The organism is Pedobacter sp. AC464, assembly GCF_979253075.1.
This window is the reverse complement of the sequence record NZ_CEEDBV010000001.1, coordinates 2,051,246-2,070,224: the sequence shown is the minus strand read 5'-3', so window position 1 is coordinate 2,070,224 and position 18,979 is coordinate 2,051,246. Positions and strand designations below refer to the sequence as shown.

General features: G+C 40.6%; 13 protein-coding genes. 8 read left to right on the top strand and 5 right to left on the bottom strand.

The window, feature by feature from the left end; genetic code table 11:
* The first annotated feature begins 28 nt into the window (after positions 1 to 28).
* The 5 genes from AC0IWT_RS09035 to AC0IWT_RS09015 all read left to right on the top strand — a co-directional run bounded on the left by AC0IWT_RS09035 (position 29) and on the right by AC0IWT_RS09015 (position 6,066).
* Entirely contained in the window at positions 29 to 1,657 is a 1,629-nt protein-coding gene (locus AC0IWT_RS09035; RefSeq protein WP_471796895.1) for a sodium/sugar symporter, read from the top strand.
* 33 nt (positions 1,658 to 1,690) lie between these two features.
* Positions 1,691 to 3,109 (top strand): glycoside hydrolase family 28 protein, encoded by a 1,419-nt coding sequence (locus tag AC0IWT_RS09030; protein WP_471796894.1) that lies wholly within the window; start codon positions 1,691 to 1,693, stop codon positions 3,107 to 3,109.
* Between the two features lie 271 nt (positions 3,110 to 3,380).
* Positions 3,381 to 3,746 carry a hypothetical protein gene (locus AC0IWT_RS09025; RefSeq protein WP_471796893.1) on the top strand — a complete coding sequence of 122 codons (366 nt, stop codon included), beginning with the start codon at positions 3,381 to 3,383 and terminating at the stop codon, positions 3,744 to 3,746.
* A 32-nt stretch (positions 3,747 to 3,778) separates the two neighbouring features.
* Positions 3,779 to 4,954: a mannonate dehydratase gene (uxuA, locus tag AC0IWT_RS09020; RefSeq protein WP_471796892.1), complete on the top strand. Its 1,176-nt coding sequence runs from the start codon at positions 3,779 to 3,781 to the stop codon at positions 4,952 to 4,954.
* 65 nt (positions 4,955 to 5,019) lie between these two features.
* On the top strand, positions 5,020 to 6,066 hold the full coding sequence (locus AC0IWT_RS09015) for a LacI family DNA-binding transcriptional regulator (RefSeq protein ID WP_471796891.1): 1,047 nt from the start codon (positions 5,020 to 5,022) through the stop codon (positions 6,064 to 6,066).
* Positions 6,067 to 6,228: 162 nt separating this feature from the next.
* On the opposite strand, the gene dapA is transcribed toward AC0IWT_RS09015, so the two are convergent.
* Together dapA and ligA are read right to left on the bottom strand one after the other, a co-directional pair.
* Complete coding sequence (dapA, locus tag AC0IWT_RS09010) at positions 6,229 to 7,116, bottom strand: 4-hydroxy-tetrahydrodipicolinate synthase (RefSeq protein ID WP_471796890.1); 888 nt, start codon at positions 7,114 to 7,116, stop codon at positions 6,229 to 6,231.
* An 84-nt stretch (positions 7,117 to 7,200) separates the two neighbouring features.
* Positions 7,201 to 9,213 (bottom strand): NAD-dependent DNA ligase LigA, encoded by a 2,013-nt coding sequence (gene ligA, locus AC0IWT_RS09005; RefSeq protein ID WP_471796889.1) that lies wholly within the window; start codon positions 9,211 to 9,213, stop codon positions 7,201 to 7,203.
* Positions 9,214 to 9,362: 149 nt separating this feature from the next.
* On the opposite strand from ligA, the gene AC0IWT_RS09000 reads away from it, so the two are divergent.
* Positions 9,363 to 9,740: a hypothetical protein gene (locus AC0IWT_RS09000; protein WP_056871420.1), complete on the top strand. Its 378-nt coding sequence runs from the start codon at positions 9,363 to 9,365 to the stop codon at positions 9,738 to 9,740.
* A 9-nt stretch (positions 9,741 to 9,749) separates the two neighbouring features.
* Here AC0IWT_RS09000 and AC0IWT_RS08995 read toward each other — a convergent pair whose 3' ends face one another.
* Positions 9,750 to 10,424: an ACP phosphodiesterase gene (locus AC0IWT_RS08995; protein ID WP_471796888.1), complete on the bottom strand. Its 675-nt coding sequence runs from the start codon at positions 10,422 to 10,424 to the stop codon at positions 9,750 to 9,752.
* Between the two features lie 154 nt (positions 10,425 to 10,578).
* Between AC0IWT_RS08995 and tyrS the strand changes: the two genes are divergently transcribed.
* On the top strand, positions 10,579 to 11,865 hold the full coding sequence (gene tyrS, locus AC0IWT_RS08990) for a tyrosine--tRNA ligase (RefSeq protein WP_471796887.1): 1,287 nt from the start codon (positions 10,579 to 10,581) through the stop codon (positions 11,863 to 11,865).
* Positions 11,866 to 11,976: 111 nt separating this feature from the next.
* Here tyrS and AC0IWT_RS08985 read toward each other — a convergent pair whose 3' ends face one another.
* Together AC0IWT_RS08985 and AC0IWT_RS08980 are read right to left on the bottom strand one after the other, a co-directional pair.
* Positions 11,977 to 13,710 carry a RagB/SusD family nutrient uptake outer membrane protein gene (locus AC0IWT_RS08985; RefSeq protein WP_056871777.1) on the bottom strand — a complete coding sequence of 578 codons (1,734 nt, stop codon included), beginning with the start codon at positions 13,708 to 13,710 and terminating at the stop codon, positions 11,977 to 11,979.
* A gap of 10 nt (positions 13,711 to 13,720) precedes the next feature.
* Entirely contained in the window at positions 13,721 to 16,660 is a 2,940-nt protein-coding gene (locus AC0IWT_RS08980) for a SusC/RagA family TonB-linked outer membrane protein (protein WP_471796886.1), read from the bottom strand.
* A gap of 680 nt (positions 16,661 to 17,340) precedes the next feature.
* Here AC0IWT_RS08980 and AC0IWT_RS08975 point away from each other — a divergent pair.
* Complete coding sequence (locus AC0IWT_RS08975) at positions 17,341 to 18,954, top strand: DUF6377 domain-containing protein (protein WP_471796885.1); 1,614 nt, start codon at positions 17,341 to 17,343, stop codon at positions 18,952 to 18,954.
* Positions 18,955 to 18,979 lie beyond the last annotated feature (25 nt).

Sequence of the window (18,979 nt, the reverse complement as noted above, 5' to 3'; positions counted from 1 at the left end):
TTAGAACAACCAAATATACCAAACAACCATGAATCACCTTTCAGCGCTAGATTGCGCCGTTTTTATTTTATATTTTATTATTGTTTCCGCATACGGTTATTATGTTTACCGCTCGAAGAAAAAGAAAAAAACAGATACCAAAGATTACTTTCTTGCCGAAGGTTCATTAACATGGTGGGCAATTGGTGCATCAATTATTGCCTCTAATATCTCTGCCGAGCATTTTATTGGCATGTCGGGTTCTGGCTTTGCCATGGGCTTGGCCATTGCAAGTTACGAATGGATGGCTGCCGCTACTTTAATTATCGTAGCCGTATTTTTTCTGCCAATTTACCTCAAAAACAAAATTTACACCATGCCGCAATTCCTGTCTAACCGCTATAACAACACGGTAAGCACATTAATGGCGGTTTTTTGGCTTTTGGTTTATGTATTTGTTAACCTTACCTCGATATTTTTTCTGGGCGCCATAGCCATTGAAACGATAACCGGCATTCCTTTTAACATCTGCATCATATTTTTAGCGGTTTTTTCGGCGATAATAACTCTGGGCGGCATGAAGGTAATTGGGTATACCGATGTAATTCAGGTTTTTGTTTTGGTAATAGGAGGCCTAATAACGTGCTATATGGCCCTTCAGTTGGTTTCGCAGAAACTAAATGTTGATGGTGTTTTGGGTGCTCTGCCTTTGTTAAAAAGCGAAGCCTCGGATCATTTTCATATGATATTCTCCAAAGGTGATAAATTTTACAACGAACTTCCGGGCGTTGCAGTTTTGGTTGGTGGCCTTTGGATAAATAACTTAAACTATTGGGGATGTAACCAATACATTGTACAGCGGGCGCTTGGTGCGGATTTGAAAACCGGCCGTAGCGGTTTAATCTTTGCAGCCTTTCTCAAATTGCTGATACCTTTAATCGTTGTTATTCCAGGTATTGCGGCATTTGTGTTGTACCAGCGGGGCTACTTTCATACCGAAATGCTGGATGCTGCGGGCACGCTTAAACCGGATCATGCGTATCCCGTGTTAATGAACTTATTACCCGTTGGTATTAAAGGTCTTGCTTTTGCAGCACTAACCGCGGCAATAGTTGCTTCGCTGGCCGGAAAATCAAACAGTATTGCTACAATTTTTACGCTTGATATTTATAAAAAGTACATCAAGCCCTCTGCAACCGAAACACGTATGGTGGCTGTAGGCCGGTGGTCTGTTGTTGTAGCTTCGTTGATAGCAATTGTTGTCGCCCCAGCGCTCAGAAGTTTCGATCAGGTTTACCAGTTTATCCAGGAGTATGTGGGCTTTATTTCGCCAGGTGTGTTTGCTATCTTTTTACTGGGCTTTTTCTGGAAAAAAACAACCTCAAGGGCAGCGCTTTGTGCGGCATTGTTAACCATTCCGCTTTCCATATTTTTTAAGTTTTTGCCTTCAATCAGTCAGGGCTTAATTGGCGATATCCCCTTTCTTCATCGAATGTCGTGGGTTTTCGTGACCATCATCATTGTTATGGTTTGCATTACGCTTACTGATCCGAAAAGCAAAAATAATCCGCAGGGACTCGAGATTGATAAGTCGATGTTCGCGGTTACGCCGGGATTTATGGTTGCTTCTGTAATTATATTGGGTATTATGGCTGCACTTTACACCGTCTTTTGGTAACCACTGCTGTTATAAAAAAGCTAAACTAACAATATGAAATATTACCTCTTTTTTGCCCTGCTGATTTTTGGAACTTTGGTTGCCAGCGCACAATCAAAATTTAATGTGCTTAACTTTGGCGCAGTAGGAAACGGTAAAGTGAATGATGCTGCTGCAATTCAGAAAGCTATAAATGCCTGTTCGGCTGCAGGTGGTGGCCAGGTTTTGATACCAGCCGGCCACGTTTTTTTAGCGGGGCCGTTTGCGCTTAAATCATTCGTTGAACTCCGGGTAGAAGGTGGCGCCAAAATATTGGCAAGCCCGGATGAATCGCTTTACACAGAGAGCGCCTTCGGAGCGAATAAAGGAGAAGGTACCGTGTGGATAGGCGGAAAAAATTTAGAGCAGGTAAGTATTACCGGAACAGGGATGTTGGATGGGAATGGCATATCTTTTATGGGCGAAGAGTTGGTAGATTCTTATGTGCTTAAACCTTTCAACGTGGTAGATCCAAGGCCACATCTGTTAACACTTATCGGATGTAGAAAAATTAATATTGATGGGGTGACGCTACAAAATTCGGCATACTGGACTTTGCATCTTATCGGTTGCAATGACGTTTCAGTATCAAACATTAGTTTGCTTAATAGTATCAAAATTAGAAATAGCGATGGAATTGATATCGACCATAGTAAAAATGTACGGATTACCAATTGTTTCATCGAATCTGGCGATGACTGCATCTGCCTGAAAAACCGCCGCGAATTTGAATCTTATGGTCCTTGCGAAAATATTGTTATCAGCAATTGCACCATGACTTCCAGTTCGTGTGCCATTAAAATTGGCTCCGAAAATATGGACAGGATTAGTAAAGTGCTGGTTAATAATTGTAACATTCGCAGTAGTAACCGTGGTATAGGTATTCAGAACCGGGATGAGGGTACCGTGAGTGATGTGGTTTTTTCCAATATATTGATTGAATCAAAGTTATTTTCTGATGTTTGGTGGGGGAAATCTGAACCAATTTACATTACTGCGTTTCCGAGAGCAACAGGAAACAATAAGGATGCGGGCTGGCGCTTGCCTAAAGGGAAAACAAAAGGCGAGGTAGGTTCAGTTAAAAACATATACTTTTCTGACATTCGCTGTGTTGGCGAAAGCGGGGTGTATGTAAGTGCCGCCAGTGCCGATAAAATTTCAGATATTCACTTTAACCAGGTTTCTGTACTAATTGATAAAACTACAGACCTGCCTGGTGGCGTTTATGACAGGCGTCCGAGTAATGTTGAAGGACTTGTAAAAAGTGCTATCGCAGGGTTTCATTTCGAAAATACCGGCTACATCAGTTTAAAAAATAGCGAAGTTATCTGGGGGAAATCAAAGCCTTCGTATGCAGGCAACGCTGTTGAAACTAAAAATGTATCGAAACTAGAAAAGACCAATTTTGTAGAGCGAACGGTATCTGGCCGATGATTTATGCCTTACCATAATTATTTAACCAATTACATAACTAATTTTTCTTCAAACAGGCGGTAGACTTCCCAAAGCCTGCTCTAAACGGGATTTTTACTTAAACGTTTACGCAAATAAAGTTTAGTGGTTTAAGATTTAGCGCTTGTTTTTTTTACAATTTAGACCTAAATAAGTTGCAAAGAAAAAATTGTTGATAGGTCTGTCCTTCATGATTCATTGCCGTACCGGACCAAAAAAGCTTTCCGGAACTTATTCCAAATGGATTTTGAAAATGGAAAAGAGAATTACCGTCCTTATTAATTTGTTTGGAGAAGGCATTGTGCATTTACCGGTGGTTTACCGGACTAAAATAGATGAGCGGCAACCAGCAAATCCTTTGAGGTATTGTACGATTGACCTCCCTCAGCGTAACCTCCCGGGATGGCTTTATTCCAGCGCATTCAGTTACAGCGTTAGTTCAAATCAATTAAATAATGCGAAAGCTTTCCACTTCACGAGGGCAGAAGGCAAAAAGAATTTGTATTATGAAATTATGCTAGGTGTTATTTCGGAATATATAGAGCTCGTCGAATCTGGCAAAGTGGAAAGCCTGACAAGTGATGCTGAAACTAACCTGCACAACAAACTTGCCTCTTAATCGCAGTTAATGCCAGCACTTCCGGCCGAAACATGAAAACCAAATATAAAAAATTAGAACAAACCTGGCGTTGGTACGGACCTAACGACCCTGTAACTTTGTCTGACGTGAAACAGGCCGGTGCAACCGGCATCGTTACCGCTTTGCACCACATTCCACATGGCGAAATCTGGCCGTTGGCCGATGTCGAAGAGCGAAAAGCAATTATCGAGGCAGCAGGCCTGAGCTGGTCTGTTGTAGAAAGTGTGCCAGTGCATGAGGCGATAAAAACACGCCGGGCGGATGCCGGTAAATACATCGAGAATTACAAAATTTCCCTTCAAAATCTTGCTGCCTGTGGCATAAAAACCGTTTGCTATAACTTTATGCCGGTGTTAGACTGGACCCGCACGCAACTCGATCTGGAAATGACCGACGGCTCGAAAGCCCTCTATTTTAACTGGATTGATTTAGCGGTTTTCGACCTTTATATTTTAAAAAGAGACGGTGCGAAAGACGATTACCCGGTTTCAGTTCTGCAAAGGGCTGAAAGTAAGTTTGCAACTTTAAACCAGCAGCAACTTGATGATTTACGCATAAATGTTTTGATGGGCATACCCAACGAAAAAGAAATTGAGCTGGAAACCCTGCGCAACAGCATTAATGAATATGCCAGGATTGGTTTTAATGGCCTTCGGGAAAACCTGGTTTATTTCCTTTCATCAATTGCCGGCGTTTGCGAACAGGAGGGTATAAAAATGACCATCCATCCAGACGACCCGCCTTATCCAATTTTGGGTTTACCAAGAATTGCAAGCACGCTTGATGATTTCAATTACATCCTCAGCAACGTGGATAAACCTTTTAACGGCGTTTGCTTTTGTACAGGCTCGCTTGGCGCAGGTGTAGAGAATAATGCGCTAGAAATTTTCAACGCAGTGAAAGCACGGGTTTATTTTGCACATTTGCGTAATGTAACCAAAGATGAAGATGGCAGTTTTTATGAAGCCGACCATTTGGGTGGCGATGTAAATATGTACGAAATCATGAAAGCTTTATCTGAAGAAAATGCCTTGAGGGAAAAACCGATACCTTTCCGCCCCGACCATGGTCACCAGATGCTGGATGATTTGGCGAAACAGAGCAACCCGGGCTACTCAGCGATAGGACGCCTGAGGGGTTTAGCAGAACTTCGCGGCCTCGAACTCGGTGTTACCGGAAATTATTAACTTTAACAGAATAAACACCCTATTTTTTAATAAACAAAAGATAAAAGGTTTTAAGATATTTTTCAATGCAGAAAGTTTCAATTAAAGACATCGCTAGGATTAGCGGCACCTCAGTAACAACGGTATCGTTCGTGATAAATGGTAAAGCGAAGGAAAAACATATTAGCGAGTCGGTAATTTCGAAGATTGAAAAAATCGTAGCAGAAATGGCCTATAAGCCAAACTCCCTTGCGAGGGGATTGCGTACAGGAAAATCCAAAATTGTCGGCTTCCTGGTAGATGACATCTCGAAACCTTTTTTCTCGGAAATTGCAAGGCATATCGATGAAAAAGCTTCAGAACATGGCTATAAAATAATTTTTGGCAGCATAGGAAACGATAAAGAACGAGCCCGCGATATGTTGAAGATTTTTAGCGAGCGCCAGGTTGATGGTTACATTATCGCCTTACCGGAAGGCCTGGAAAACGAAGTGACGGCGCTGCTCGACAGTAAGGTGCCGATGGTATTTTTTGACAGATTTTTGCCCGAGATAAATGCAGATTTTGTACTAACAGACAATGCAAAAGCTACCGCAGATGCTACGGCGCATCTTGTTGATAATGGGTTCAAAAACATTGCGTTCATCACGATAGAAACCGCTCAGCAACAAATGCTCGACCGTTTAGACGGCTACCGGAACACAATTAAGAGATTTGGACTCAAAGAGAATATTCTTCAGATCGTTTATACCGACCAAAAAACGACCGTTGGTAAGATAAAAAGCTTTTTACTCGAAAATAAGGATACTGATGCGGTGTTATTTGCTGCCAATTACCTTACCATGAGTGCGCTTCAGTTATTTAAAACTAAAGATAAAACGCTGCTTACTGCAAAGGCACTTATTTCATTCGATGATTTTGAACTGCTGGAATTTATTAGCCCTTCAATAACATCCATCGAGCAACCCATTAAAGCAATAGCAGGGCAGATTTTTCAGCTGATGTTGAAAAGGCTCGACGCGAAAAAAACCGATGGATTGCAGGAATCTTCTGTAATCAAACTGCCGGCCAGCCTTATTAAAAGAGCATCAACAGCTGCCAAGTTAGCTAAGAAAGTAAAGCTTGTAAGTTAATAACCGGTTAAGCTACTGCGCCATTTTGTTTGCCTGGCAGCGAGAAATGAAAACTGTAGCATTTTATGCGGCTTTCGCAGAAGAACTGGTGATTGCATAGAAAAAACAGGTTGTTTTAATTGCTATTGATGGCAAAACAACCTGTTTTTTGTTTAAACAATGTTAAGCAACTACACTTATTTTCTCTATTTCTTTTACAATTGCCGCTTCAAGTGCTGACGATGCTTTAACTAATGGCAATCTAACCGTATCACCACACACATTAAGGTTTTTTAAAGCAGCCTTAATCCCAGCGGGGTTGCCTTCTGCAAAGGCTAACTTTGTAAATTCTATCAGGCTTAAATGTGCCGGAACCGCTGATCTAAAATCGCCTTTTAAACAAAGGTTTACCATATCAGAAAATTGCTTCGGCAAAGCATTTGCAATTACCGAAATAATGCCCGAAGCACCTAACGCAATCATTGGTAAAGTAATTGGATCATCTCCGGATATTAAAAGAAAATCTTCCGGTTTATCACGCATTATCTGGTTAAACTGGTCGAAGTTACCTGATGCCTCTTTTGTTGCAATGATATTGTTAAAATCGTGTGCCAATCTGCACGTTGTTTCCGGAGTCATGTTACTCATCGTTCTTCCGGGCACGTTATATAAAATCAAATCAAGCGGAGAAACCTCTGCAAGGTGCTTGTAATGCTGATAAATTCCTTCCTGAGTTGGTTTGTTGTAATAAGGGCTAACGGATAATATTGCACTGTAGCCAGTAGAATTGAATGTTTTTATTTCCTCGGCCACTGCATATGTATTGTTGCCACCAATTCCGGCAACCAATGGTAATCTGTTGTTGTTAATTTCAGCAGTAAAAGCCCACACCTTCTTCTTCTCGTCTTTAGTCATGGTGGCTGTTTCGCCGGTTGTACCTAAAGAAACGAGGTAATCTATCCCTCCGTTTACCAGGTGATTAATAAGGTTCTCTAAACCATTATAATCAACTGTTCCATCTGTGTTAAAAGGCGTAACTAAAGCCACACCAGTACCCTGAAATTTGTTCATTACTTTTTTAATTATTGAATGTGAATTATGGAGCGATGGCGCATTTCCTCGTCATATCATCCAATAAGTCAATTACATTCTTTCTTACTTTATCATTCCCAATAGCTCCGCATCGCTGATGATTGGGATGTTTAATTTGTTTGCTTTTTCCAGTTTTGAAGGCCCCATATTTTCTCCGGCAACCAGGTAATTTAGCTTGCCCGATATGCCACTTAAAATTTTTCCGCCGTTAGCTTCGATTAAATCTTTCAATTCGTCCCGGCTATAGTTTTCAAAAACGCCCGAAATTACGAATGTTTTTCCAATTAGCATATCACTGTCGAGCGTTATTACTTTTTCTTCAATTTCGAACTGTAATCCGGCCTCTTTTAATAATTCTATTTGCGATATATGCTCCGCTTTTGCAAAATACTCAACAATGCTTTCAGCAATGCGTTGTCCAATTTCATCAATAGCGATGAGTTCTTCTACATTTGCCTTAGCCAGGTTATCTACATTTTTTGCCCCCGCGGCTAATTTTTTGGCAACAGTTTCGCCAACATAACGAATGCCTAAGCCGAAGAGCACTTTTTCGAAAGGCATTTCCTTCGATTTTTCGATACCGGCAAGCATATTTTCTATTGAGCGTTCACCGAAGCGGTCAATGGACTTTAGCTGGTCCGACTTCTGATAAAGTGTGTATAAATCACTTATATGGTTAACGAGTCCTCTTTTAAAAAAGGTTTCGATAGTTTCATCTCCCAATCCGTCGATGTTCATTGCCTTACGGCTAATAAAGTGTTGAATTTTTCCAACAATCTGTGGCGGACAACCTTCATCGTTCGGACAATAATGAACTGCCTCGCCTTCTTTTCTGATTAATTCAGTTCCACATTCAGGGCAGTTATGAAGGTAATGAACCTTTTTAGCATCTGGTAAACGCTTATCTAGGTTAACTTTTATTATTTTGGGAATGATTTCACCGCCTTTTTCCACAAATACGGTATCACCCTCGTGCAAATCCAGCCGTTCAATTTCGTTTGCGTTATGCAAAGTCGCTCTTTTTACGGTTGTTCCGGCAAGCAAAACAGGTTTCAGGTTTGCAACCGGGGTTACCGCGCCAGTTCGGCCAACCTGGTAGGTTACCTTTTCGAGTGTAGTTTCTACCTCTGCAGCTTTATATTTGTAAGAAATTGCCCAACGTGGCGATTTTGCGGTAAAGCCCAGTTCCTGTTGCTGGCTGTAATTGTTAACTTTAATAACAATGCCATCAATGTCGTAACTTAGCTTAAAGCGCTCGTTTTCCCAGTGGTGGATAAAAGCTAAAACATCATCAATACTGTCTACCAGCCGGTTATGTTCGCAGACGTGGAAACCCCAATCTTTAACTGCATTTAAACTTTCCCAGTGGGTTTTAAATTCATTCTTATCTGTGTAGAGGAAATAAATAAACCCATCGAGGGGTCTTTTTGCAACCTCGCCGCTATCCTGCATTTTTATTGTGCCAGAAGCAAAGTTTCGGGGGTTTGCATAAGGAATCTCGCCAAGTTCTTCACGATAAGCATTAAGTTTGAGGAAGGCAGCTTTGTGCATAAAAATTTCGCCACGAATTTCGAATTGTGCAGGCGCTTTATCGCTTCTTATTTGGTGAGGAATGGTGTGGATTGTTTTTACATTGTTGGTTACATCATCGCCCTTGGTGCCATCGCCACGGGTAACGGCCCGAAGTAGTTTTCCATTTTCATAGGTTAAGCTTATGGATAAGCCATCGAATTTAAGCTCGCAAACGTATTGAAAATTGTCTCCGATCGCCTTTCTGATTCGTTCATCAAAATCGCGGAGGTCCTGCTCATTGTAAGTGTTCCCGAGCGATAACATTGGGTATTTGTGTGGAACAGTTACGAAGTTTTTGGTAATGTCGCCACCAACCCTTTGCGTAGGTGAATTCGGGTCTGCATATTCCGGGTTGGCATGCTCTAATTCTGCCAGATGCTTAAGTTTTTTATCAAATTCAAAATCACCAATGGTTGGCATTGCCAGAACATAGTAATTGTAATTATGTTGGTTTAACTCTGCCACAAGGGCATCCATTTCTTCTTTTGCAGTAAATAACGACATGCAACAAACTTATAGAAAATTGTTGTTTTTTGCCACAGTTAATCGCCTTTATCTCGCTTTTGCCAAATTAGATTTTGCTTGGGTGGAAACTTTGAAATACTCAAAACCTTATTAGTGGAAGTGGTGTTGAATTTATAGAGGAAAGAGATATGGAAAATACGACTACTAAGAAAAACATCAAAAACGATTTATTACTTGAAGGCTTAAAGTTTGCCGGCAATGCCATTGGCATCCACTATGGAAAAGGGAAAATAAAAAAGTCGGTTTCCAGAAATCTGAGCATGGTAGATAGCTTGGTAACCGCCGCTTTCACCCGTAAGGGAAGCGTGCCTTTTAAGTCGCAAAGAGCTATAGAATTAGGTAGTTTGGGCGTAATAGCGCTCTACAATATTATGCGGGGTGTAAAAAGAAAACGTACAGGGCTAATTGTAGAAGGTGTTTTTCTGTCTTTAGCTTTGGGTACCGTGCTCGTTGCTTCAAATATGCAGCGGAAACGGCCAGTTGCATCGATTAAAGTGGGCGGCTAGGTTCAGTGTTTAAACCAGCCTGTTTTCTATGTACTCAAATATGGTTATAAAATCTTTATCCAAAATTTCTTTAAAAACTGCCAGCTGGTAAGTAAGCTGGTTCAGTTGATGGTCATTAAGGGTTTGCGGCCACAAGCGCATACAAATCCGGTTTAACGCATAGCTGATGTTTTCCAGTTTTTGGTAACTTAGCAAGTATTTGCTGCTGATAAACTGTTCAAGAAATTTAAAAAAAACCTCAGGATTTTTGAGTTTGCAATGTTCCAGGAAATCGCTCAGCGAATCTTTTTTAACGTTGCTTAAATTATCGTAAAACTGATTTACCTGTACCAGATTGTGTTCGATAAGCAGGTGATCTAACAGGAGTTCGAGACCGATGTGCGCCAGGAATGAAGGGCGTACGGCGGTATTTTCCACAACCGGGATAATCAAGTGTTTCAATTCAGTTGTTTTTTCCAGGAAGAATTCAGATGAGTGGAACAATAAATCGACGGCCAGATGTCTTTTCCATCCCGCCAGTAAGGCTTCTTCGTCCGGATTTCCAAAGAATAAAAACTCATTTTTTTGCGGATACAAATTGGCTTCCTTTGACGCATTCTTAACTAAATCGGGCAGCACAACGCCCATTACCACATTGGCATTGCTATTAAACCTGTCGAAATAAAAATGCGAAAGAAAGTTCATGATGTAAAGATAACTTTTATCAGTGGCGAAGTTTAAATTAGCTGCTATCTTAACCTGAAGATAACAAATCAATTTTCGAATCTATAAATCACCTTCCGGATTTCGCTTTCGGCTTTACTTTCAAAAAACTATCTTTGCGCAATAATTTTATACCATGACAAATTTTGTTGAAGAGTTACGTTGGAGAGGCATGTTACACGATATTATGCCTAATACTGAAGAAAAGTTAAAAGAGGGTATGACATCGGGTTATATCGGTTTTGACCCAACGGCAGATTCTCTACACGTAGGCCATTTAACGCAGATTATGACACTGATCCACTTTCAAAATGCCGGGCACAAGCCTTTTGCATTAGTTGGTGGCGCAACAGGCATGGTTGGCGATCCATCGGGGAAATCTGATGAGCGCAACCTGCAAACACCGGAAATGGTTGAGCATAATTTAGCCGGCATGAAACGACAACTTGCAAAGTTTTTAAAGTTTGAGGATGCTGGGAATGGCGCTGTAATGGTTAACAATGCAGATTGGTTTAAAAATATGAACTTTTTAGACTTTATCCGTGATGTTGGCAAACACATTACCGTAAATTATATGATGGCAAAAGACAGTGTTAAAAAACGTCTTGAAGGCGATACAGGCATGTCATTTACAGAATTTTGTTACCAATTGGTGCAAGGCTATGATTTTTACTATCTATGGAAGCACCACAACTGCGTGGTACAAATGGGTGGCTCGGACCAGTGGGGCAATATTGTAACCGGTACAGAATTAATTAGAAGAAAAGATAGTGGAACTGCATTTGCAATGACCACGCAATTGATAAAAAAGGCAGATGGAACTAAATTTGGTAAAACCGAAAGCGGCGCCATTTGGTTAGATCCCGAAAAAACTTCTCCTTATAAATTTTACCAGTTTTGGTTAAACGCATCTGATGATGATGTTAAAAAATGGATTCGGATTTTTACGTTAAAAACGAAGGCCGAAATCGAAGATTTAGAAATTCAGCATGATGCCGCACCGCACTTAAGAATTTTACAAAAAGCTTTAGCTGAAGATATAACGGTTAAAACGCATTCGCCTGAAGCATTGGAAACCGCGATTAAAACCTCTGAATTTTTGTTCGGCAACGGCTCGCTCGAGTTTTTGCAAAGTTTGTCGCCAAATCAGGTTCTGGAAATGTTTGAAGGGATTCCTCAGTACAAAGTTCTCAAATCGGAGTTGCAGGCGGGTTTAGATGCTGCCACACTACTTGCTGAAAAAACCGCTGTATTTGCATCAAAGGGTGAAACCAAAAAATTAATCCAGGGTGGTGGCGTTTCAGTAAATAAAGAAAAGGTTTTAGATGCAAACCAACTATTTACCACAGCACATTTAATTAACGAGCAGTTTATTGTTGTCCAGAAAGGCAAGAAAAATTACTTTTTATTAATTGCTGAGTAACGGTAAAAGCGGTAGTTCTTAAAATCGCATTCATAAAAAAGGTGCCTCCGTTTTACCGGAGACACCCAACTAATCCAAATTTAACTTAATTTATTTTTGAGAGCGATATAACTAGTATCCGGGATTTTGTTTGAGCTTAGGATTAGCACTTAGAATATCCCGTCCAATTGGAAATATTTCCGTGTGTTTATCTGCATCAGGTTTTTTGTCCCACCAAATGCCGGTATTAAATACACCCCAGCGGATCAAATCTGTTCTGCGGCGGTTTTCCCCAATAAATTCTCTGCCCCATTCATCAAGCATTTCCTGGTCTGTAAGCTGGCTGCCCGTAGCATTATACAAGCTCGGTGAGGCTGCCGGATAATTCCGTTGCCTTACCTGATTGAGGAGGGTGGCAGCTGCGGCTTTATCACCTGCACGGTATCTGCACTCTGCAAGGGTATAGTAAACTTCAGATAACCTGATTTCTGCATAGGCAGATGTGATTCTGTTCGGATCGGAAGTTGGGTAAACCGGGTATTTTACCAGGAATACGCCAGAATTATGATCTGCGTGATTCATGTTAGATTCTTTATCGGCAATTTTAACTCCAGGTTTTGCTCCGAGGAAGAGGCCAACCTGGTCTCTGATAAACAAAGCATACGGACCTTTATTTCCCCTTACGGTATCGGTTCTGGTAACACCGTTTACCACTTTCGAGTAGGGTAGGTAGCCATATAAAAACATACCTTCACGTTTGCTGTCGCCAAGATTTTTGTACTTTTTCAAGCGCAGATCATCAGGATATTTCTGGAATTTAACAAACGGTTTGCCCAGGGTGTGGGTATACTCCACGCTGTCTACATCGCGGCCAGGCTGTAAAGCAAAGCGTGGGTTCGACTGTCCAAAATCTGTGAAACCACAATAAAGCGGGGCAGCATCGTAAGTCATTCCCCAGAAAAACATACCACTATCGTATTGCCAGTGTGTTCTGGCTAAGGTTCCTGGGAAACCATAAATAACCTCTGAGTTCAGCGTTTTATTGGTATAGTCGAAAGGTGCGTCCCATCGGTTATCCAAGGTATAACTGCCGTACTTGCCGGCAATAATATCACGACAAACGGTTTCGCATTCTGTGTATTTATCTGTACCGATATACACTTTTGCGTTTAGGTAAAGGCGGGATAATAGAGTTGCGGCGGCTGCTTTTGTCCATCTTCCAATTCCATTTGCGCCAAGCTGCTCCCGTGTTGGTAAAAGCGGAATTGCAGCCTTAAGCTCAGATTCGATATAATTAAAAGTTTCCTGAGGCGTTGCCTGCGTTCCACCTTGTGTAGAGTTTTTTACGTCTGTTACAATTTCGATGTTCCGGTAAAAATCGAAGGCACGCAGGTAGAACCAGGCCCTCAAGGTTCTCAGTTCTGCTTTAAAATCAGTCAGTTCATCAGGTGTTATGCTCAGTTTGGCTGGGTCTGTTATGCCCTCCATATCCTGTAATGAGTTTGTTGCCAGCACGATACCCTGGTAGAAATTTCGCCATCCGCCATTTGCAAAGCCATCCTGGGCAGTCCAGGTGTGGTAGTGCATGCGCTGATAATAGCCACCATCCTGCCAGTCGCCCTGACGGTTGTAAGTGCCAATTTCATCTGTACAATCTTCGCCAACGGCGTAAACATCATTACCCTGGATGCTCCAGTAAGCATGTTCAAACGGACGAAGAAAATCCCGGATTACATCATCCCGTCTGGTTAGGAAGTTCGCCGCATCAACCTGATCGTAAACATGTTCGTCTAATTTTGTACATCCTGTAACTGCCAGTAAAAAGCACAGGACACTGCCGGTAATTAATTTATAATTCTTTTTCATTTTTTCTGCTTTAAAAAGTTGCCTGTAAACCAAAGATGAGCTGTAGCGTTGAAGGATAGTAATTAAGTGATGTATTCACACCGGGAGTAAGCCCATTTACCTGAACGGATTCTGGGTCGCCACCTGTAAATTTGGTAAAGGTGTGAAGATTCCTACCTGCAGCATAAACCCGAACAGATTTTAAATATTTTGTTGTTAACGGTTGTCTGTAGCCAAGTGATACATTATCAATTTTTAAGAAAGAGCCGTTTTCAAGAAAATAATCAGAAGCGATGGAAGTTGTTGCATTGCTCTTAAGAAGGGAATATTTGCTTGAGCTGTCGTAAGCCGATTTTAGCACGTTTGCATCGCTCTGACTTGAGGGTGTGCCAATATAAAACGCACTTGTGTTGAAGATTTTGAAGCCAAAAGTACCTCGGATAAAAATCCCTAAATCAAAACGTTTATACCTGAAATTGTTGCCAAGTGACCCGGTAAACTTTGGTAAGCCATTGCCTACAAATTGTTTATCATCATTCGAGGCTAAATTTGCCTGAACAATTGAGCCGTCTGCTTTGTAAACAAGAAGTGCGCCTGCATCGTTCACGCCTGCAGAGCGAAGCGTATAAAATTCCCCGATACTGTGGCCTTCCTGAATCCGCTGGATGTTTCCTGGTGAACCCGGAGCCGGAAGTCCGGCCACATCCTGGAAAGTACCACCTTTGTAGATTTCATTTGAAAAGGAAATAAATTTATTGCGGTTGTAAGCGAAGGTAAGGTTTGCGCTATAGCTGAAGTCGGTCGCTTTCACAATCTCGCCGGTCAGGGCCAGTTCAAGGCCATAATTTTTCATTGTTCCAACGTTGGTAAACGTCGTTGATTGTGTATTTGGAGGAACCGGAACCGTATAAGAACCTAGTAAATCTTTATTGGTTCTAATATAGTAATCTAACGAGCCACTAAGGCGGTTATTAAATAATGAAAAGTCTACACCGACGTTAAAATTTTCAGATTTTTCCCAGCTTAAGTCTGGATTTACATTTGATGATGGTCCGTACACCTGATAATATTGTCCATTATACGGGAAGTATCCGGCGCCACCGTACAATAATAACGAAAGGTAATTTCCAAAATCCTGATTACCGGTAATGCCATAATCTGCACGAAGTTTTAAGTCGCTAATCCAAGGCACAGATTTTTTAAAGAATTCCTCATCAGAAATCCGCCATGCGGCAGAAACTGCAGGAAAATTTCCCCATTTATTGTTGGCTCCAAACTTTGAAGAACCTTCACGCCTCAAGCTGGCTGTTAAAATATATTTGTTGTCGAAATCATAGTTTACCCGCCCAAAAAAGGAAATTAATGTAGAGCCATTTTGTGTTGAGGCAACGGCAGATTGCCCTTGACCGGCGGCGCCACCATTGTACAAGCCAGAACCCAGGTTATTCCACAGATAGGTATCAAAAGGCAAATCGTAATTCTGGGCATAAAACCGCTTGTAATTGTAAAGGGAATACGAATAGCCACCCAAAAGCTTAACGTGGTTTTTGCCTACAGCTGCTGAGTAATTGCCAGTCCATTCAATGTTTTTCTGGTCATTTTCCTGTTGCTCCTGCGAGGCAAAGTTGGTTTGGGTAATTTTATTGGCCTGTACAACTGAGGATAATGTTGACGGTTGGAAATACAGGTTTTTCGCTGAACGGCTAATCTCGGAAATGGTTACGGTAGTACTTAAATTCGAGAGAATGTTCATTTTCAACGAGCCGTTAATGTCCAACTCTTTAATTTCAGCTTCGGATTTTAACACATTTGCGTTTTCCACCGGGTTATTAGAAAAGAATCCGGTGTTGATGTAGTTGTATTTGCCGGCGTTATTAAAAATCGGATAAGTTGGGTTAAGTGTCAGTGCGTTGTTAAAGTTTCCCTGGTCAGAGTTGTTGCTACGCATAAACCGTGGTGCTGCTGTCAGCGTTGCTACAAACATGTTGTTATCTGTCGCGTGGTTTATCGATAATCTGGCACCATATTCGGTTTTGTGTGCACGTAAATCTATTCCATCTGCATCGCGGTAATCGCCAGATGCGAAATAGTTTGTTTTAGCCGAGCCGCCAGAAAATTGAACTGTATGTTTTTGCGCAAACGCCGGCGAATTGGTAACGGCATCGAGCCAATCGGTTCTGCCTTTGTAATCCTGGCCTTGCTTGTTTGCCACTCTATTGGCAATAAATTCATCTGTTGTTAAATTTTGCAGTGCATTTGTGATGTAATCAAAACTGGCATAACCATCATAGAACATTTGAGATTGCGAACTACCTTTCTTTGTTGTGATGATAATTACACCGTTGCTTCCTCTGGTACCATAAATTGCAGAGGCAGCACCGCCTTTCAGAACATCGATACTTTCAATATCATTCTGATTGATGTTGTCGATATTCCCGCCAGGAACACCGTTAATTACATAAAGCGGGCCTAAACCAGCGCTCCTTGATGATACGCCCCTAAGTTGTATGCTCGGACTCGAATTCGGGTCGGCCATTGCGGTATTTGTAATGTTCAAACCTGCAACTTTTCCCTGTAAGGACATTAATGGGTTATTTGCCGCAACAGGCAGTAAATCTTTAGAAGAAATGTGCGTAATTGCACTCGAAACCTCACGCTTGTCTATTGTTCCGTAGCCTACACTAACCACAACAACATCTTGCAGGGTATTTGAGCTTGAACTCATAACAACGTTAATGGTGTTGGCGTTTGTTACAGGCAATGTTTTTGGCTGATAGCCGATGTAAGAAAACGTAATTGTTTTTGCGTTTGCCGGGATAGACAAGGTGTATTTTCCCTGTGCATTGGTGGATGTACTCGATGATTTGGCATTATCTGCTACCGTAACACCTGATAATGGTGAGCCATCTGCCACATCGGTTACGGTTCCGGAGATAACTTTGGTTTGCGCTTTTGCAGAAAAAGTTGCCATACAAAGAAGTGAGCAAAAGCCCAGTAATAGTAAAAAATTCCTGTACATATAAATATTTTAAGTAGTTCTTGTTCGTTGAATTAGTTTTAGGGAGCCGCATTGAAAAAGAAAATCCTTTAATGCGAACTGGCCTGTTAAGGTGGTTTTCTTCTGCTCATAATGATTCAGATTTATTGATAAATTAAGCGACTAAAAGGTTTTACTAAATTGACGCCGATGATAATTTTATCAATGGTTTTTCTATTTGGTTAAATGTTTTACGATTAGCCTGATGGCCTTTGGATATCGAATCATCTAATTTATCATTGCTTTTGCTGTAAAAGCATTGCTTTAATGCATGAGAAAGAAATGTATAATAAAAAAATGCGTTTTATAAATTTAAATACTTAAAAATCAACGTATTGTAAATGGATGTACTTCGTAAAATATAAATCATTTCGCAACCAAATCCTCGAATAGCACTTAAGATTGAAGCTTTTAACAGGCTTTTCCTAGCCTGACTATATCAAGTAATCCAGGTGCCGGGATTTTTTGTTTCCAGGATGGTGTTGAAGTTTTCTTTTTATGAGTAATTATCTACCAAACTGAATTTCTGCGTGTAACATTTTATCCTAAAAATGGTAATCAACATTTTTTGATGTGTAAATAATATTATTTTTGGTTCTACCTATCTACCAGAAATGAAATGTTTGCTTCTTTACTGTTTTCTGTTTTTTATTTCCTTAAATCTGTATTCAAGTTCCAGAAAAGATAGCCTTTTAGCAGAGTTGAAGCGTGAGATTCAGAACAAGGATGTTTATGATAAAAAAAAGCTTCACAGAATTGAGTTGATTAAGCTCGCCTTACAAGAGAAAAAAAGTAGCCAGTTTAATACTTTGCTGCAACTTTTTGATGAATACGAATATTACAAATTTGATTCGGCCTATTATTACGGTAAAAAACTCTTGTTCGAAGCAGGCAGAATTAGCGACAAAAAGAAGGTTAATGAAAGCAAGGTTAAGCTTGCATCGCTGTTATTACATGCAGGTATGTTTAAAGAAACTTTTGATTACCTGAAAGAAATCAACTCTGATGTGCTGGATAAAAAATATAAATACGATTATTATTGTTTAAAGTCTGGCGCATATTCTAACCTGGCCATTTATAATGATGACCCCAACTTTACCCGTCCATATAATCAAAAGGCGGTAGAATTTTTAGATTCTGCAATTGCGCAATGTGCGCCAAACTCTTTCGAGCTACTTTTCACATCGGGCAACAGGCAGGTGGTGGCCGGCGATGTGAACAAATCGCCTTTGGTTTTTCTCCAAATCCTGAAAAAATTCAAGTTAACCGCACACCAAAGGGCAAGGTTATTAACTGCCCTTGCTGCTTTTTATCAAAATGAAAAACAAGATGATCAACGCGTATCGCTCTTAGCAGAATCTGCCATTTGGGATATCAAATCTTCTACAAGGGAAACACTGGCAACACTTTTACTTGCAGAAGATTTATTTAAACATGGCGACTTAGATAACGCTTATATTTTTATAAAAAACTCAAGGGATGATGCCGGCTTCTACGGTAATAGGCTAAGGAAGCTTAAAATTGAATCGATACTGCCGGATATCGCTGCCCAGGTAAATATGGTTGCCCAAAGAGCTAACAATAAACTAATGTTCTATTTTTTAGCTACAGCGCTGGTTACCGTTATCGTTCTATTGGTTTCGTTTGTAATTTTTATTCAGCTGAAAAAACTCAGGGTAAAAGAGCGGATTATCGAAGAGAAAAATAATGAGTTAAAGGTTATTAATGAGCAACTTTTATTCATCAATGATAAACTAAGGGAATATGCTACTGTAAATGAAAAGTACATAGGCTATTTCTTCGATGTAATTTCCGGTTACATTTTAAAACTCGATCGTTTAAAGAAAAATGTTGAGCGAAAAATTCTCGCAAAAAGGTTCAACGAAGTGCTCCCTGCTTTGCATGATATTGATATCAAGAAAGAACGCGAAATTTTATTCACTACGTTTGATAGTGTGTTCATTAGCATCTTTCCGAATTTTGTCGAAGTTTTTAACTCCTTACTAAATCCTGAAGATCAGATTTGGCCGAAAGCACCTGAGCTTTTAAACACCGACCTGAGAATATTTGCGTTGATGAGACTTGGTATAAACGACGTTCAGGCAATTGCAACAATTTTAGAGTATTCTGTTAACACCATTTATGTTTATAAAATGCGTATCAAAGCAAAGGCACTCGTACCCGGCGACGAGTTTGATACCAGAATTATGGCCGTGAAGGCGATTTGAGTTGCTTTGTCGTTTTCTTTTTTAA

Bases quoted from the DNA above. Each gene is read 5' to 3' on its own strand.
- tyrS (WP_471796887.1), top strand. From the start codon at position 10,579: ATGACAAATTTTGTTGAAGAGTTACGTTGGAGAGGCATGTTACACGAT.
- AC0IWT_RS09000 (WP_056871420.1), top strand. From the start codon at position 9,363: ATGGAAAATACGACTACTAAGAAAAACATCAAAAACGATTTATTACTT.
- AC0IWT_RS08995 (WP_471796888.1), bottom strand. From the start codon at position 10,424: ATGAACTTTCTTTCGCATTTTTATTTCGACAGGTTTAATAGCAATGCC.
- AC0IWT_RS08985 (WP_056871777.1), bottom strand. From the start codon at position 13,710: ATGAAAAAGAATTATAAATTAATTACCGGCAGTGTCCTGTGCTTTTTA.
- AC0IWT_RS08975 (WP_471796885.1), top strand. From the start codon at position 17,341: ATGAAATGTTTGCTTCTTTACTGTTTTCTGTTTTTTATTTCCTTAAAT.
- AC0IWT_RS08980 (WP_471796886.1), bottom strand. From the start codon at position 16,660: ATGGCAACTTTTTCTGCAAAAGCGCAAACCAAAGTTATCTCCGGAACC.
- ligA (WP_471796889.1), bottom strand. From the start codon at position 9,213: ATGTCGTTATTTACTGCAAAAGAAGAAATGGATGCCCTTGTGGCAGAG.
- AC0IWT_RS09015 (WP_471796891.1), top strand. From the start codon at position 5,020: ATGCAGAAAGTTTCAATTAAAGACATCGCTAGGATTAGCGGCACCTCA.
- dapA (WP_471796890.1), bottom strand. From the start codon at position 7,116: ATGAACAAATTTCAGGGTACTGGTGTGGCTTTAGTTACGCCTTTTAAC.
- AC0IWT_RS09025 (WP_471796893.1), top strand. From the start codon at position 3,381: ATGGAAAAGAGAATTACCGTCCTTATTAATTTGTTTGGAGAAGGCATT.
- AC0IWT_RS09030 (WP_471796894.1), top strand. From the start codon at position 1,691: ATGAAATATTACCTCTTTTTTGCCCTGCTGATTTTTGGAACTTTGGTT.
- uxuA (WP_471796892.1), top strand. From the start codon at position 3,779: ATGAAAACCAAATATAAAAAATTAGAACAAACCTGGCGTTGGTACGGA.
- AC0IWT_RS09035 (WP_471796895.1), top strand. From the start codon at position 29: ATGAATCACCTTTCAGCGCTAGATTGCGCCGTTTTTATTTTATATTTT.